Here is a 15,050-nt window from a genome sequence, read left to right on the forward strand (position 1 = left end):
GCGCGCACCACGTGGTGCGCGCCGGGGCCCAGTCCGTACAAGCGGCGGGAGCTACTCGACGAGACCGTCGGCCGCCTCGACCTCTTCGCGGGTGATGCCGAGCAGATACAGCACGGTGTCCAGGAACGGCACGTTCACCGCCGTGTGCGCGGCCTCGCGGACCACCGGCTTGGCGTTGAAGGCGACCCCGAGCCCCGCTGCGTTCAGCATGTCCAGGTCATTGGCCCCGTCGCCGATCGCCACCGTCTGCGCCAGCGGCACCCCCGCCTCGGCGGCGAAGGCCCGCAGCAGCCGGGCCTTGCCGGCCCGGTCGACGATGTCCCCGGTCACCCGGCCCGTGAGCTTCCCGTCGACGACCTCCAGCGTGTTGGCGGAGGCGAAGTCGAGCCCGAGGCGCTCCTTCAGATCGTCGGTCACCTGGGTGAACCCGCCCGAGACCACGCCCACTTGGTAGCCGAGCCGCTTCAGCGTACGGATCAGCGTCCGGGCCCCCGGCGTCAGCCGTACCTCGGAGCGGACCTTGTCGACCACCGACACGTCGAGCCCCGCGAGCAGCGCCACCCGCGCGTGCAGCGACTGCTCGAAGTCCAGCTCGCCGCGCATCGCCCGCTCGGTCACCTCGGCGACCTCGGCCTCGCAGCCGGCGTGCGCCGCGAACAGCTCGATGACCTCGTCCTGGATCAGCGTCGAGTCGACGTCCATCACCACGAGCCGCTGCGCCCGGCGGCTCAGCCCCGCCGACACGACCGCCACGTCGACGCCGATGCCCGCGGCCTCCAGTGCCAGCGCGGTGCGCAGCTCCTCGGTCCCCGTACCCGACACCGCGAACTCGACCGCGGTCACCGGGTACTTCGCCAGCCGGAAGATGCGGTCGATGTTCCCGCCGGTCGAGGTGATCCGGGCCGCTATGGCCGCCGTCGACTCCGCGGTCAGCGGGTGACCGAGCACCGTGACATGAGAACGGCCGTAGCCGCGCGGCCGGTTGTCGCCCGTACCGGAGATGATCTCGGCCTGGAGCTTCAGCGAGTCCGCCCAGCTGTGGACGGTGGCCCGCAGGTCGCCCTCGGTGGTCCCGCCCGCGGTGGGGGCGGTGACCAGCGCGCACAGGACGATGCGGCCCCGCGTCACGACCTGCTCGATGTCGACGACGTCGACGGAGTAGGCGGCGAGGGTGTCGAAGAGGCCCGCGGTGATCCCGGGGCGGTCCTTCCCGAAGATCTTCACGAGAAGGGTCGGTACGTCCGGGCCCTGCCGGGACGCGGCGGGCTCGGGAGACAGGGCGGGCTCAGGAGGCCGGGATACGCTCATGGTGCTCCCACCGTATCGGTCCGCGAGCGGTCCCCGGCAGCCCGTCCCGACTGCCGGACAGCCCGCCCGCGCGCACCGGTCCGTCCCTTTTCGCCTGGCTGCGCAGGTCTCGGTGCGGTCTCCCTCGGCCGCCCGGCTTTCGTATCGGGGACTGGTCCTGGAATAGTTCCCCACGATGTTCAGCATCCCTAGACTCCCTGCGACGGGGGTAACACGGGGGACAACTAGTGGGGCGCGGAGTGCCGGAACTCGTACTGGAATTGAATGGCAGGACCTGGACGCTCGATCCGTCCAGGTCGTACACCCTCGGACGCGATCCGCAGGGCGACATGACGATCGACGACGCCAGAGTGTCGTGGCGGCACGCCACGATCAGCTGGAACGGGCGCGGTTGGTTCATCGAGGACCACGGCAGCACCAACGGCACGTACGTGCACGGGCAGCGCATCCACCAGATGGAGATCGCGGCCGGCTCCGCCGTGAACCTGGGCAACGCCACCGACGGGCCCCGGCTGAACCTGAGCGCCGCGGACCTCTACAGCGGCCGGGCCGCCGGGCCCGCGCAGCCGCAGCAGACCCCGTCCCAGCAGCCCCAGCAGGGCGGCCCCGGCTGGCAGCAGCAGGCCCCCCAGCAGCCCGTCCCGCCGCAGCAGGGCTGGCAGCAGCCCCAGCCGCAGCGGCCGTACGTGCCGCAGCAGGGCGCGGCTCCGGCGTCGCCCGGGCCCGGCACCGGCGGCCCCGCGGGGGCGCCGCCGGTCTACGGCGACCGCAGCCCGACCACCTTCCACCAGCTGGCGCTCGGCCGGGTGATGCGGATCGGCCGCGCACTGGAGAACGACCTGGTCGTCTCGGACCTCCAGGTCTCCCGGAACCACGCCGAGTTCCACGCGACGCCCGACGGCCGCTTCGAGATCCGCGACCTCGGCTCGCACAACGGCACGTACGTCAACGGTCAGCCGCTCTCCAAGTCCGGCTCGGCGCTCATCGGCCCGAACGACATCGTCGGCGTCGGTCACTCGACCTTCCGGCTCGTCGGCGACCGGCTGGAAGAGTTCGTCGACACCGGTGAGGTCTCCTTCGCCGCCCGCCACCTCACCGTCACGGTCGACGGCGGCAAGCAGATCCTCAAGGACGTCTCGTTCGGCGTCCCGGAGAAGTCGCTCATCGGCGTCATCGGCCCGTCCGGTTCCGGGAAGTCCACCCTGCTCAAGGCGCTCACCGGCTACCGGCCCGCCAACCAGGGCGACGTCCTCTACGACAACCGGAACCTCTACAAGCAGTTCGCCGAGCTGCGCCAGCGCATCGGCCTGGTCCCGCAGGACGACATCCTGCACAAGGAACTGACCGTCACCCGCGCCCTGAAGTACGCGGCCAAGCTCCGCTTCCCCGCGGACACCACCGAGGCCGAGCGCCAGGCCCGGATCCACGAGGTCCTCACCGAGCTCAAGCTCGACGTCCACAAGGACAAGAAGGTCACCTCGCTCTCCGGCGGCCAGCGCAAGCGCGTCTCGGTGGCGCTGGAGCTGCTCACCAAGCCGTCGCTGATCTTCCTGGACGAGCCGACCTCCGGCCTCGACCCGGGCATGGACCGCGACGTCATGCAGCTGCTGCGCGGCCTGGCCGACGACGGCCGCACCGTCCTGGTCGTCACGCACTCGGTGGCCGAGCTGGCCATCTGCGACAAGCTGCTGGTGATGGCGCCGGGCGGCGCCGTGGCCTACTTCGGCCCGCCGGACGAGGCGCTCAACTTCTTCGGCTACACCACCTGGGCCGACGTCTTCTCCGCGTTCGAGAACTACCGCGACTACGACTGGGCGGGCCGCTGGCGCGGGTCGCAGCACTACCAGATGTACGCCGCCGACATCGACTCCGCCGCCGTGCAGTCCGTGCACATGCCGTCGCCGCAGCAGATGCGCCCGCCCAAGCCGCAGGGCTGGGGCACGCAGCTGTGGACGCTGATGCGCCGCTACCTCTCGGTGATCGGCTCCGACAAGGGCTTCATGGGTCTGATGGTGATCCTGCCCGCGGTGCTCGGCATCGTCAGCGTGGTCATCCCGTCGGACTACGGCCTCGCCCCGCCGAAGCCTCCGCACAAGTTCAACGGCGACGCCGGAACGATCATGCTGATCCTCACCATCGGCATGTGCTTCTCCGGCGCGGCCAACTCCGTACGCGAACTGATCAAGGAACGCGTCATCTACGAACGGGAACGGGCCACCGGTCTGTCCCGCTCCGCCTATCTGATGTCCAAGGTCATCGTCCTCGGCCTGATCACCGCCCTCCAGGGCGTCATCATCTGCGGCATCGGCTTCGCCACCCGCGACCTGCCCGAAGAGGGCCTGATCATGCCGCCGGCCGCAGAGCTCTGCCTGACGGTCATCGCGCTCGGCTTCACCTCGATGATGTTCGGCCTGGTCATCTCCTCGCTGGTGAAGACCGCCGAGAAGACCATGCCGCTGCTGGTCATGTTCGCGATCGTCCAGGTCGTCTTCACCGGCATCCTCTTCCAGGTGTACGGATCGCCCGGCCTGGAGCAGTTCGCCTGGCTGATGCCGTCCCGCTGGGCCATCGCGGGCGCCGGCTCGACGCTGGACCTCGCCCACCTCATGCCGCCGTGGGACGCGAGCAACCCCACGGACCTGGACCCGCTCTGGGAGCACACGGCGAGCCAGTGGGGGACCAACATCGCGGTCCTGCTGTTCATCGGCGTCGTCTGCGGCTTCGCGGTCGCACGGCTGCTGCGCCGCCACGAGCCCGAGGTCATGCGCAAGTAACCGGCCCGGAAACGCGCCGAAGGGCGGCACCCCGCACGGGGTGCCGCCCTTCGGCGTCTGTCACCGGCGTACGGATCGCGGTGGATCAGTACGCGCTGTCGACGTTGTCGATCGAGCCGTACTTGTCGGCGGCGTAGTTGGCCGACGCGGTGATGTTGGCGACCGGGTCGTACTGCGTGTGCGGGGTGCCGGGGACGTGGTAGTAGTCGAACGTCGGCTTGATGATCTGCAGCAGACCGATCGACGGCACGCCGTTCTGCGCGTTGATGTCCCAGTCGTTGATGGCGTTCGGGTTGCCGCTGGACTCACGGATGATGTTGCGGTGCAGTCCCTCGTACGTCCCCGGGATGCCCTTCTCGTGCATGATGTCGAGGGACTCCCGGATCCAGCCGTCCAGGTTGTTCGCGTACATGTGCGTACGGGCGGAGGAGCGGTTGGCGTGCGAGGCCGACTCGTGGGACTCGGTCTCGGCGTGCGCCTTCGCCTTCGCCTTCTTCGCCTTCTCGAACTTGGCCTCGGCCTGCTCCTTCACCGCGGCGGCCTTCTCGGCCTTGGCGGCGTCGGCGGCCTTGACCAGCTTCTCGGCGGTCGAATGCTGCTCGATGAGGCTGTCCTGGATCGCCCGGGCCTGCTTGGAGTCCGCGGAGTCGAAGACGACGGGGGCGGCGGAGAGGGCCTGCGGTTCGGTCTCGGCCTCGGCGTGACCGGGCACCAGGGACAAGGAGAGGGCAGCGGCGGCGACGGCGGAGACGCCGGCGGCGGAGAGCTTCTGGGTCTTGTTCAGGCGGAGGAGACGGCCGGTGACGTTGGACGCGGACATACAGGCGTACCTCTTCGAATTCGGGGGGTCCTCACGGAGGACGAAGACGGAGCGACTACGCATTTCCGTCGGGGACGAGCTCAATTCTTAGCGGCGGCAAAATGCCGTGGCAAAGGTGTGACGTACGAAGCCGGATAGTGGAAAGGCGGGCGGTTTGCCGGGTTCGCCCCCAGGCCATCCCCACCCAAATCGCCCTTTTCGCTCCACTAGGCGGCTTCGTAAGTGACGTGGACCCTATGCGCGGCCTCACATCGGCCGCATAACGCGATCACCGCGCGTTGCGACAGCAATTCGGAATGCGACATCCCGAACAGGGGTTCCGGCTCCGCCCCGGCCGGAGGTCCTAGTCCCTCCGGCCCGCCCCCGGCCGTCCGCGGTCCGATACGCGGGAGAGGACCCCGCCGGTACGGTGAGCCGCATGAGCCACCGCCCACCCTCCGGCCTCGCCGCCGTCAGCGCCGCGCTGCTCGCGATGAGCCGCCACCTGGAGGTGCGGGACGTCCTGAAGACGATCGTCGCCTCGGCCCGCGAACTCCTGGACGCCGAATACGCCGCCCTCGGCGTCCCCGACGACCACGGAGGCTTCGCCCAGTTCGTCGTCGACGGCGTCAGCGACGAACAGTGGAAGGCCATCGGCCCCCTGCCCCGGCAGCACGGCATCCTCGCCGCGATGCTCCACGGCGCGAAGACCGAGCGGCTCGCCGACGTCCGCGAGGACCCCCGCTTCGGGGGCTGGCCCGGCGCCCACCCCGACATGTCCGACTTCCTCGGCCTGCCCATCCGGGACGGCGACGAGACCATCGGCGCGCTCTTCCTCGCCAACAAGAGGTGCCCCAAGCCGGAGGGCGTCTGCGGATTCACCGCCGAGGACGAGGAACTGCTCTCGATCCTCGCCCAGCACGCGGCGATCGCCCTCACCAACGCCCGCCTCTACGAACGCAGCCGCGAGCTCACCATCGCCGAGGAGCGCTCCCGCCTCGCCCACGAACTGCACGACGCGGTCAGCCAGAAACTCTTCTCGCTGCGGCTCACCGCCCAGGCCGCCGCCGCCCTGGTCGACCGCGACCCCGCCCGCGCCAAGGGCGAGCTCCAGCAGGTCGCCGCCCTCGCCGCCGAAGCCGTCGAGGAACTGCGCGCCGCAGTCGTCGAGCTGCGCCCGGCCGGCCTGGACGAGGACGGCCTCGTCGCCACCCTCCGCACCCAGGTCCAGGTCCTCGACCGGGCCCACACCGCCCGGGTCACCTTCGGCAGCGCCGGCGTGAGGGCCCTGCCCGCCGCCCAGGAGGAAGCGCTGCTCCGCGTCTCCCAGGAAGCCCTCCACAACGCCCTGCGCCACGCGGACGCCGGCCACGTCGACGTCACCCTCGCCCGCCGCGACGGTGCCACGGTGCTGCGGATCACCGACGACGGCCGGGGCTTCGAACCCGCCGCCACCCGCCGGGCCGGGCGCCACCTGGGCCTGGTCTCGATGCGGGACCGCGCGAGCGGCGTCGGCGGCCGCCTCACCGTTGAGTCCGAGCCCGGCAAGGGCACCACGATCGAGATGGAGATCCCCGGTGGCTGACAGGATCATCAGGGTGCTGCTGGTCGACGACCACCAGGTCGTCCGCCGCGGCCTGCGCACGTTCCTGGAGATCCAGGACGACATCGAGGTGGTCGGAGAGGCGGCCGACGGCGCCGAGGGCGTGGCCAGGACGGAGGAGTTGCGGCCCGACGTCGTACTGATGGACATCAAGATGCCCGGCACCGACGGCATCGAGGCGCTGCGCAGGCTCCGCGAGCTCGAGAACCCGGCCAAGGTGCTGATCGTCACCAGCTTCACCGAGCAGCGCACGGTCGTGCCCGCCCTGCGCGCGGGCGCCTCCGGCTACGTGTACAAGGACGTCGACCCGGACGCCCTGGCCGGCGCCATCCGTTCGGTCCACGCCGGGCACGTCCTCCTCCAGCCGGAGGTGGCCGGGGCGCTGCTGGCCCAGGACGAGCCGGGCGCGGGCACCGGCCGGGGGAGCACCCTGACCGAACGCGAACGGGAGGTCCTCGGCCTGATCGCCGACGGCCGGTCCAACCGCGAGATCGCGCGGGCGCTGGTCCTGTCCGAGAAGACGGTCAAGACCCACGTCTCGAACATCCTGATGAAACTGGACCTCGCCGACCGCACCCAGGCAGCGCTGTGGGCGGTCCGGAACGGGGCGGCGGGCTGACGGGAGGGACGGGCGCCGGCCCCGCCCGGTGCGGGGACCAGCACACGCACGCGGTCCGGCCGCCCGGGCCGTCGCGCCCGACTGGTACGGGGCGCCGCCCACACCCCTACCGCGCCCGCTCCTCCACATACGCGTTGTACGCCGCCACCTGCGCCCGCCGCGCCACCCGCTCCACCGGCCGCAGCGCCGCGCCCCTGGCCGCCATCTCCGACGCGCTCACCGCGCCGCCGTGCCCGTTCTCGTACGCCACCGAGACCAGCAGCCCGACCCGCTGCGCCAGCTCCAGCACCCGCACCGCCCTCGGCGGGTAGCCCGGGGCCAGCACCTCGCGCCCCCGCTCCGCCCGCGCCCGGTACGCGTCCACCGCCGCCTCGGCCACCGGCCCCGACCCGGCCACGTCGAGCCGGGTCAGCATCGCCGTCGCGTCCCGCAACGCCTCCGCCAGCTCCCGCTCCGCCTCTCCCAGCGAAGGCACGTCGGCCGGCGGCGCCTCCCGTACCGCCAGGCAGTGCCACACCACGTCCACGTGCACATCCCCGGCCGGGCCCGCCTCACGCACCTCGGGCACCAGCCCGTACGGCGCGCCGTAGGTCACCACGGCCTCCTCCGCCTCCAGGGCCCGGGCATTGAAATCGGCCGGACCGCTCAGCCCCAGCGGATGGCCCGGCACCGGCAGCGCGACCCGGAAGCCGCTCACCCCCAGCGACCGCAGCCGCCCCAGGGCGAACGTGAGCCCGACCGGACCGGCCTCACCGGGCAGCCCCTCGACGCGGTGCACCGCGTCCTCCCCGACGATGGCGAGCACCGCGTCGTCCGGTGACACGAGCCCCGCCAGCAACGCGTTCCCCCATGCGGCCAGCAGCCCTGAGCGTGGTTCCGAAAGCATGCGGACAGCCTAGGCGGTGTCCCGGTCGGCCCGTCTGCCGCGCGATGACGGGCCCAGCGCCCTCCGCGCTCGCGCGGTGGCGTAGGTTTTCCCTGGGAGCTGTGCCCACAGGCACGCGACGATCTCGACACTGCATGGGGAGACAACGCGCTCATGAGCGATGTACTGGAGCTGGTGGACGTATCAGTGGTCCGCGACGGACGCGCTCTGGTGGACGACGTCTCCTGGTCGGTCAAGGAGGGGGAGCGCTGGGTCATCCTCGGACCCAACGGCGCCGGCAAGACCACCCTGCTCAACATCGCGTCCAGCTACCTCTTCCCCACCAGGGGCAGCGTCAGCGTCCTCGGTGAGCAGCTCGGCGGCGTCGGCACCGACGTCTTCGACCTGCGTCCCCGTATCGGCATCGCGGGTGTCGCCCTGGCCGAGAAGCTCCCCCGCCGCCAGACGGTCCTGCAGACGGTGCTCACCGCCGCCTACGGCATGACCGCCACCTGGCACGAGAGCTACGACAAGGTCGACGAGGACCGCGCCCGCGCCTTCCTCGACCGGCTCGGCATGACCGAGTACCTCGACCGCAAGTTCGGCACCCTCTCCGAGGGCGAGCGCAAGCGCACCCTGATCGCCCGCGCCATGATGACCGACCCCGAACTGCTCCTCCTCGACGAGCCCGCAGCCGGTCTCGACCTCGGTGGTCGCGAGGACCTCGTACGCCGCCTCGGCCGGCTGGCCCGCGACCCGTACGCGCCCTCCATGATCATGGTGACCCACCATGTCGAGGAGATCGCCCCCGGCTTCACCCACGTCCTGATGATCCGCCAGGGCAAGGTGCTCGCCGCGGGCCCCATGGAGACCGAGCTCACCTCCCGCAACCTCTCCCTCTGCTTCGGGCTGCCCCTCGTCGTCGAGCACCAGGGCGACCGCTACACCGCCCGCGGACTGCCGCTCGCCTGAGCCGGCCCGGCGGTCGGCCGCCGTTGCCGCCCGGTTGCGCCCTGTCGGTAAGGCCGCATCCGGTCCTACGATGACCACGTGGACATCGACGCGTGGGTGTGGTGGCTGATCGGCGCGGTGGGACTGGGCATTCCGCTCGTCCTCACCGCGATGCCCGAGTTCGGCATGTTCGCCGTGGGGGCGGTCGCCGCCGCGGTCGTCGCGGCCCTCGGCGGCGGAATCGTCGCCCAGGTCCTGGTCTTCGTCGTCGTGGCGGTGGCGCTGACCGCCGTCGTCCGGGCGATCGCCGGCCGGCAGCGGGCGGACCGGGCCCCCCGACTCGCCACCGGCGTCGACGCCCTGAAGGGCCGTCAGGCCGTCGTCCTGGAACGCGTGGACGGCGCGGGCGGCCGCATCAAGCTGGCCGGCGAGATCTGGTCGGCCCGCGCACTCGACGCCGGGATCAGCTTCGAGCCGGGCCAACAGGTCGACGTCGTCGACATCGACGGGGCCACGGCCGTCGTCATGTGACCGAACCACCCCCACGACAAGGCGTGTTCTGTCAGACTCGATGACGATCATCAACCGAAGGGCACGAGGAAACGATGCAACCGATCATCATCGTCCTGATCATTCTGGTGGTGCTCGTCTTCATCGCCCTGATCAAGACGATCCAGGTCATCCCCCAGGCCAGCGCCGCCATCGTCGAACGCTTCGGCCGGTACACGCGCACCCTCAACGCGGGCCTGAACATCGTCGTCCCGTTCATCGACTCGATCCGCAACCGGATCGACCTGCGCGAGCAGGTCGTGCCCTTCCCCCCGCAGCCCGTCATCACCCAGGACAACCTGGTCGTCAACATCGACACCGTCATCTACTACCAGGTGACCGACGCCCGGGCCGCGACGTACGAGGTCGCCAGCTACATCCAGGCCATCGAGCAGCTCACCGTCACCACGCTCCGCAACATCATCGGCGGCATGGACCTGGAGCGGACCCTCACCTCCCGTGAGGAGATCAACGCCGCCCTGCGCGGAGTCCTCGACGAAGCCACCGGCAAGTGGGGCATCCGCGTCAACCGCGTCGAGCTCAAGGCGATCGAACCGCCCACCTCCATCCAGGACTCGATGGAGAAGCAGATGCGCGCGGACCGTGACAAGCGCGCCGCCATCCTCCAGGCCGAGGGCACCCGCCAGTCCGCGATCCTCACCGCGGAGGGCGAGAAGCAGTCGGCGATCCTGCGCGCCGAGGGCGAGGCCAAGGCCGCGGCCCTGCGCGCGGAGGGCGAGGCCCAGGCCATCCGTACGGTCTTCGAGTCCATCCACGCCGGCGACCCGGACCAGAAGCTGCTCTCGTACCAGTACCTCCAGATGCTGCCGAAGATCGCCGAGGGCGACGCCAACAAGCTCTGGATCGTGCCCAGCGAGATCGGCGACGCCCTCAAGGGCCTCAGCGGCGCCTTCGGCAACCTCGGCACCGGCGCCCCCGGCTTCAACACCGGCAAGGAACGACGCGAGGAACCCCCGGTCGACTGACGTGTGCACCCCCCATGCATGATGCGGTGCACCAAGCACCGATCACGTACGGGGGATACGCCATGTCCATCTGGGAGATGCTCGCCGTCTTCGCCGCGGGGATCAGCGCCGGCGCGATCAACACGATCGTCGGCTCGGGGACGCTCATCACCTTCCCCGTCCTGCTCGCCACCGGCCTGCCCCCGGTCACCGCCACCGTCTCCAACGCGCTCGGTCTGATCCCCGGCTCCGTCAGCGGCGCGATCGGCTACCGCAAGGAACTCCAAGGCCAGCGCTCCCGCGTCCTCAAGCTCGCCGTGGGCGCCCTCATCGGCGGCCTCACCGGTGCCACCCTGCTGCTGGCCCTGCCCTCCACGGCCTTCGAGACCATCGTCCCGGTCCTGGTCGCCCTGGCGCTCGTCCTGGTCATCCTGCAGCCCCGCATCAGCAAGGCCGTCCAGCGGCGACGCGCCCGCACCGGCGTCCCCGCCCACCCCGACGGCGGCCCGCTGCTCTTCATCGGCCTGACCCTGGCCAGTGTCTACGGCGGCTACTTCACCGCCGCCCAGGGGATCATCTACCTCTCCCTCATGGGCATGCTCGTCGACGACACCATGCAGCGCCTCAACGCCGTGAAGAACGTCCTCGCCGCCGTCGTCAACAGCATCGCCGCACTCTTCTTCCTCTTCGTCGCCGACTTCGACTGGACGGCCGTCGTCCTCATCGCGGTCGGCTCCGCCCTCGGCGGCCAGATCGGCGCCAAGGTCGGCCGCCGCCTCAGCCCCACCCTCCTGCGCGCCCTCATCGTCACCGTCGGCACGGTCGCCATCGTCCAGCTGCTGCTCCGCTGAACGACCGAAGCCCGCCTCCCCCGAGGAGACGGGCTTCGGTTACGTCATGAGGCGTACGGCGGCTACGCCGCGGACCGCGCCAGCCACTCCGGCAGCGCAGAGCGGTCACCGGCCCCCAGCGCCAGCAGCATCGCATCCGCCGGGGACGGCACGAAGGGCTTCCGCAGCAGCGGCATCCCCGCCTGCTCCGGCGTACGGTCCGCCTTGCGGTGGTTGTCCTCGGCGCACGAGGCCACCGTATTGAGCCAGGTGTCCTGCCCGCCCTGCGCCCTCGGCACCACGTGGTCGACAGTGCTCGCCCGCTTCCCGCAGTACGCGCACCGGTGCTGGTCCCTGACCAGCACGCCTCTCCTGGACCACGGGGCCTGTCTTCGGAACGGCACCCGTACGTACCGGCAGAGCCTGATCACCCGGGGCACCGGGATGTCCACATCGGCCCCGCGCATCCGGAGGCCGGGGTGCGACTGCTCGACGACGGCCTTGTCCTGAAGGATCAGCACCACCGCACGGTTCAGCGTCACCGTCGACAGCGGCTCGAAGCTCGCGTTCAGTACCAGCGTGTCCCGCATCTCGCCCACCTCCCGTGTGCCGGCCGCCCCCTGGCAGGCCCGGATCAACTGTGGCCGGGCACGCCGTGATGGACAACGCATTAAAAAATGCCCTGCCCTGGTCTCTCCAGGACCAGGGCAGGGCAAACGGCTGCGGAAGTTTTGGTACTCAGGCGCTCTCGGCGGGCTCCGCGTACTCGGAGATCAACTGGGCCCGGCCCAGGGTGTGGAACCGGAGGTTGAAGCCGACCGCCGCGGGCGAGGTGTCGCTGTCGGGACCGAGCTTCTCCGTGTCCACCGCGTACACGGTGAACACATAGCGGTGGTTCTCCCCGGCCGGCGGCGCGGCACCGCCGAAGTCCTTCGTCCCGTAGTCGTTGCGCGCGTGCACGGCACCGGCGGGCAGCCCCTCGAACTTCCCGCTGCCCGCGCCCGCGGGCAGTTCCGTGACCGACGCCGGGATGTCGAAGAGCACCCAGTGCCAGAACCCGCTGCCCGTCGGGGCATCCGGGTCGAAGCACGTCACGGCGAAGCTCTTCGTGCCGGCCGGGAAACCCTCCCACCGCAGCTGCGGCGAGGTGTTCCCCGCCGCGTACACCTGCGCGTCGGCGAGCACGGCCCCCGGGGCGATGTCCTCGCTCACCACGGTGAACGAGGGAACCTCCGGATGGAAGTCGTGCGGCAGCGGCGCCCTCTTCGGCTCGGTCACGTCAGCACCTCTCTGTCGGCTCTGTCGGATTGCTGGGGAAGATCGCTCTCCCCTTCCGACCCTAGAGCCAGTTGCGCTGCCCGCCGACCTGCGCCAGCCACTGGTTCAGATATGCCGCCCAGTCGGTCTCGTGGAAGTTGTGCAGACCGACCTTGAAGGCGCGGTACGAGTCGCTTCCCTCGCTGAACAGACCCGGCTTCTTGTCCATCTCCAGGACGACGTCCATCTCGCGGTCGTCCGCGACGAACGACAGCTCCACCTGGTTCAGCCCGCGGTACTGCGACGGCGGGAAGAACTCGATCTCCTGGTAGAACGGCAGCCGCTGCCGTGTGCCACGGATGTGGCCGCGCTCCATGTCGGCGCTGCGGAAGCCGAAGCCCAGCTGACCGAAGGCGTCGAGGATGGCCTCCTGGGCCGGCAGCGGATGCACGTTGATGGGGTCGAGGTCGCCGGAGTCCACCGCCCGCGCGATCTCCAGCTCGGTGGTCACCCCGATGTTCATGCCGTGCAGGTGCTGGCCCGCGAACATGGTGATGGGGGTCTCCCAGGGGATCTCCAGGCCGAACGGTACGACGTGCACCGCCCCGGCCCGCACCTCGAAGGCGCCGCCGATGCGCAGCTTGGTGAACTCGATGTCCTGCTTGGTCTCCTGGTCCTGGCCCTCGACCTCGACCCGGGCCTGCAGACCCACGGAGAGCCCCTCGATCTGCTGGTCGACGGAACCGCCCTGGATCCGCACCTCACCCTGGACGACCCCGCCCGGGACGACGTTGACCTCGGTCAGTTCCGTCTCCACCGAGGCGCCGCCGGCACCCATGCTCGCGAGCAGCCGCTTGAAGCCCATGTTTTCTCCTCCTAGGTCCTGACCCCTACATACGTGCGACGACCGTAGTCGGTTCCCGCTGACCCCGATCTCATGATCGATCGCCCTGCGCCTCACGGAGCCGGAGGCGTACCCCGGCGAGATCGAGCCGGGCTCCCACGCCCTCCGCGGCCGGACGCGGCGCGAGATGTACGGCCCGCCCGGGCACGCTCACGTTTACTTCACGTACGGCATGTCAAAGCGGTCAGCATGAATATGGACTCTCTCGCCCATCCTGCTGAAGAGGTCGCCCCCAAGCTGCTCGGAAGCGTCCTCACCTGCACGACCCCCGAGGGGGCCGTGAGCATCGCCATCACCGAGACCGAGGCGTATTCCGGTACGGCCGACCCGGCCTCCCACGCCTACCGGGGGCGTACCGCCCGCAACGCCACCATGTTCGGCCCCGCAGGGCACCTCTACGTCTACCGCTCCCACGGTCTTCACTGGTGCGCCAACGTCGTAACCGGAACGGCCGGTATCGCCTCGGCCGTCCTTGTCCGGGCAGGCAGGGTCATCGCTGGGGAAGACCTGGCGCGCAAGCGGCGAGGGGAGAAGGTCGAGAGCCCACGCCTCGCCCGGGGACCTGGGAACTTCTGCCAGGCGCTCGGCATCACGGCGGAGCACGACGGCACAGACCTGCTGACGGGTGCCTCGGTCGTGCTCTCCGAGGGCGAGTCGGTGCCCGCTGCGCTCATCCGGGTCGGCCCCCGGGTGGGGGTGAGCAAAGCCCACGACTGGCAGCACCGCTTCTACCTCGCCGGTGATCCCACGGTCTCGGCGTACCGTCTGAGCCCGAGAGCCAGGCCGTCCGCCGGAACCTGAGCCGCTGTGCGTCCTGCTCAGGGCCGCGGCGGACCAGCCGTTCCGGTTGAACAACGTCTGCCTCGGCCCGACCTGTGGTGTCGGGTTCCCGCCCGGCGACTCCTCGATCACGGGATGGGGCTGAGCCTGGCGTGGACGCTCGCTCGCACCGTCCGTACTGCCTCGAGAACAGGGCGAACGAGGTGCTGTGGCCGGCCGGAGGGATCTTCGAGGGCGCCGGGCTCTTCATGCTGCACGGCACCCCTCACCCCATGACCAGGCAGGCACGGTCCCGCACCGGAGCGGGCGGAAACGGGGTGGTGCACCCATGGCGGTTCCGGATCGACGGTGACCCGACAGCGAGCCCGTGCCGACCCCATGCGCCGCGCCGCGGGTCGACTTGACTCGCCCGGCCGGGGCATCTAATGTTGTCCGAGTCGCTTGACACGGGTATAGCTGTTGGTTCGGTCCATCGGATCGCATGCCGCGCAGACCCGAGGCGGCCAACCACTACCTAAGACTCACCCCAGAGGGTGCGGATTTCGGCATGCCGGAATTCAGACCCACTGACTCGATTATGAGTAACCGGGAGAATCCGCTAAAGTAGTGAACACGCCGAAAGGGAAACGCGAAAGCGGGAACTGGAAAGCGAAATGCGAGACCCGCTGACTGGGAATCGGGCCCGAAAGGATCTGATAGAGTCGGAGTCGCCGGAAAGGGAAACGCGGAAGCGGAGAACTGGAAAGCGGAGATTGCTTGACCCGCTTCGGCCGGGAATCGGACACGGAAGAGTCTGATAGAGTCGGAAACGCAAGACCGGAGGGAAGCGCCCGGAGGAAAGCCCGC

The 15,050-nt window shown here is 70.2% G+C and carries 14 protein-coding genes and 2 pseudogenes; 10 read left to right on the plus strand and 6 right to left on the minus strand.

Going from position 1 to position 15,050, the window contains the following annotated elements; genetic code table 11:
- Positions 1 to 51: 51 nt before the first annotated feature.
- On the minus strand, positions 52 to 1,308 hold the full coding sequence (serB, locus tag ABZ564_RS32005) for a phosphoserine phosphatase SerB (RefSeq protein WP_360862912.1): 1,257 nt from the start codon (positions 1,306 to 1,308) through the stop codon (positions 52 to 54).
- A 227-nt stretch (positions 1,309 to 1,535) separates the two neighbouring features.
- On the opposite strand from serB, the gene ABZ564_RS32010 reads away from it, so the two are divergent.
- On the plus strand, positions 1,536 to 4,082 hold the full coding sequence (locus ABZ564_RS32010) for an FHA domain-containing protein (RefSeq protein WP_360862914.1): 2,547 nt from the start codon (positions 1,536 to 1,538) through the stop codon (positions 4,080 to 4,082).
- A gap of 85 nt (positions 4,083 to 4,167) precedes the next feature.
- Here the strand turns inward: ABZ564_RS32010 and ABZ564_RS32015 are convergent, their stop codons facing one another.
- Positions 4,168 to 4,902, minus strand: coding sequence for a transglycosylase SLT domain-containing protein (locus ABZ564_RS32015; RefSeq protein WP_360862916.1), 735 nt, complete (start codon positions 4,900 to 4,902; stop codon positions 4,168 to 4,170).
- Between the two features lie 418 nt (positions 4,903 to 5,320).
- On the opposite strand from ABZ564_RS32015, the gene ABZ564_RS32020 reads away from it, so the two are divergent.
- Together ABZ564_RS32020 and ABZ564_RS32025 are read left to right on the plus strand one after the other, a co-directional pair.
- Entirely contained in the window at positions 5,321 to 6,466 is a 1,146-nt protein-coding gene (locus tag ABZ564_RS32020; protein ID WP_360862917.1) for a GAF domain-containing sensor histidine kinase, read from the plus strand.
- Positions 6,459 to 7,103 carry a response regulator transcription factor gene (locus ABZ564_RS32025; RefSeq protein ID WP_360862919.1) on the plus strand — a complete coding sequence of 215 codons (645 nt, stop codon included), beginning with the start codon at positions 6,459 to 6,461 and terminating at the stop codon, positions 7,101 to 7,103. Before ABZ564_RS32020 ends, ABZ564_RS32025 begins: the two co-directional genes overlap by 8 nt.
- 106 nt (positions 7,104 to 7,209) lie before the next feature.
- Here ABZ564_RS32025 and ABZ564_RS32030 read toward each other — a convergent pair whose 3' ends face one another.
- Entirely contained in the window at positions 7,210 to 7,989 is a 780-nt protein-coding gene (locus ABZ564_RS32030) for a hypothetical protein (protein ID WP_360862921.1), read from the minus strand.
- A gap of 153 nt (positions 7,990 to 8,142) precedes the next feature.
- Between ABZ564_RS32030 and ABZ564_RS32035 the strand changes: the two genes are divergently transcribed.
- The 4 genes from ABZ564_RS32035 (at position 8,143) to ABZ564_RS32050 (ending at position 11,284) form a co-directional block, all read left to right on the plus strand.
- Positions 8,143 to 8,940 carry an ABC transporter ATP-binding protein gene (locus ABZ564_RS32035; RefSeq protein WP_360862923.1) on the plus strand — a complete coding sequence of 266 codons (798 nt, stop codon included), beginning with the start codon at positions 8,143 to 8,145 and terminating at the stop codon, positions 8,938 to 8,940.
- 78 nt (positions 8,941 to 9,018) lie between these two features.
- Positions 9,019 to 9,450 carry an NfeD family protein gene (locus ABZ564_RS32040; protein ID WP_360862925.1) on the plus strand — a complete coding sequence of 144 codons (432 nt, stop codon included), beginning with the start codon at positions 9,019 to 9,021 and terminating at the stop codon, positions 9,448 to 9,450.
- Positions 9,451 to 9,524: 74 nt separating this feature from the next.
- Entirely contained in the window at positions 9,525 to 10,454 is a 930-nt protein-coding gene (locus tag ABZ564_RS32045; protein ID WP_360862926.1) for an SPFH domain-containing protein, read from the plus strand.
- A 62-nt stretch (positions 10,455 to 10,516) separates the two neighbouring features.
- On the plus strand, positions 10,517 to 11,284 hold the full coding sequence (locus ABZ564_RS32050) for a sulfite exporter TauE/SafE family protein (protein WP_360862936.1): 768 nt from the start codon (positions 10,517 to 10,519) through the stop codon (positions 11,282 to 11,284).
- Between the two features lie 62 nt (positions 11,285 to 11,346).
- Here ABZ564_RS32050 and ABZ564_RS32055 read toward each other — a convergent pair whose 3' ends face one another.
- From ABZ564_RS32055 to ABZ564_RS32065, 3 genes are all read right to left on the minus strand, one after another.
- Positions 11,347 to 11,853: an HNH endonuclease gene (locus ABZ564_RS32055; RefSeq protein WP_360862928.1), complete on the minus strand. Its 507-nt coding sequence runs from the start codon at positions 11,851 to 11,853 to the stop codon at positions 11,347 to 11,349.
- A gap of 148 nt (positions 11,854 to 12,001) precedes the next feature.
- On the minus strand, positions 12,002 to 12,541 hold the full coding sequence (locus tag ABZ564_RS32060; RefSeq protein WP_360862930.1) for a YbhB/YbcL family Raf kinase inhibitor-like protein: 540 nt from the start codon (positions 12,539 to 12,541) through the stop codon (positions 12,002 to 12,004).
- A 61-nt stretch (positions 12,542 to 12,602) separates the two neighbouring features.
- Positions 12,603 to 13,385: a sporulation protein gene (locus tag ABZ564_RS32065; protein ID WP_360862932.1), complete on the minus strand. Its 783-nt coding sequence runs from the start codon at positions 13,383 to 13,385 to the stop codon at positions 12,603 to 12,605.
- Between the two features lie 79 nt (positions 13,386 to 13,464).
- Here ABZ564_RS32065 and ABZ564_RS32070 point away from each other — a divergent pair.
- The 3 genes and pseudogenes from ABZ564_RS32070 to ABZ564_RS32080 all read left to right on the plus strand — a co-directional run.
- Positions 13,465 to 13,599, plus strand: a pseudogene (locus ABZ564_RS32070) (DNA-3-methyladenine glycosylase); the annotation flags it as partial.
- A 14-nt stretch (positions 13,600 to 13,613) separates the two neighbouring features.
- On the plus strand, positions 13,614 to 14,225 hold the full coding sequence (locus tag ABZ564_RS32075) for a DNA-3-methyladenine glycosylase (RefSeq protein ID WP_360862934.1): 612 nt from the start codon (positions 13,614 to 13,616) through the stop codon (positions 14,223 to 14,225).
- A gap of 209 nt (positions 14,226 to 14,434) precedes the next feature.
- Positions 14,435 to 14,608: pseudogene (locus ABZ564_RS32080) on the plus strand (3-methyladenine DNA glycosylase); the annotation flags it as partial.
- Positions 14,609 to 15,050: the final 442 nt, after the last annotated feature.

Origin of the sequence: Streptomyces sp. NPDC019224 (assembly GCF_040632605.1) — a bacterium.
Taxonomy (GTDB): Bacteria; Actinomycetota; Actinomycetes; order Streptomycetales; family Streptomycetaceae; genus Streptomyces.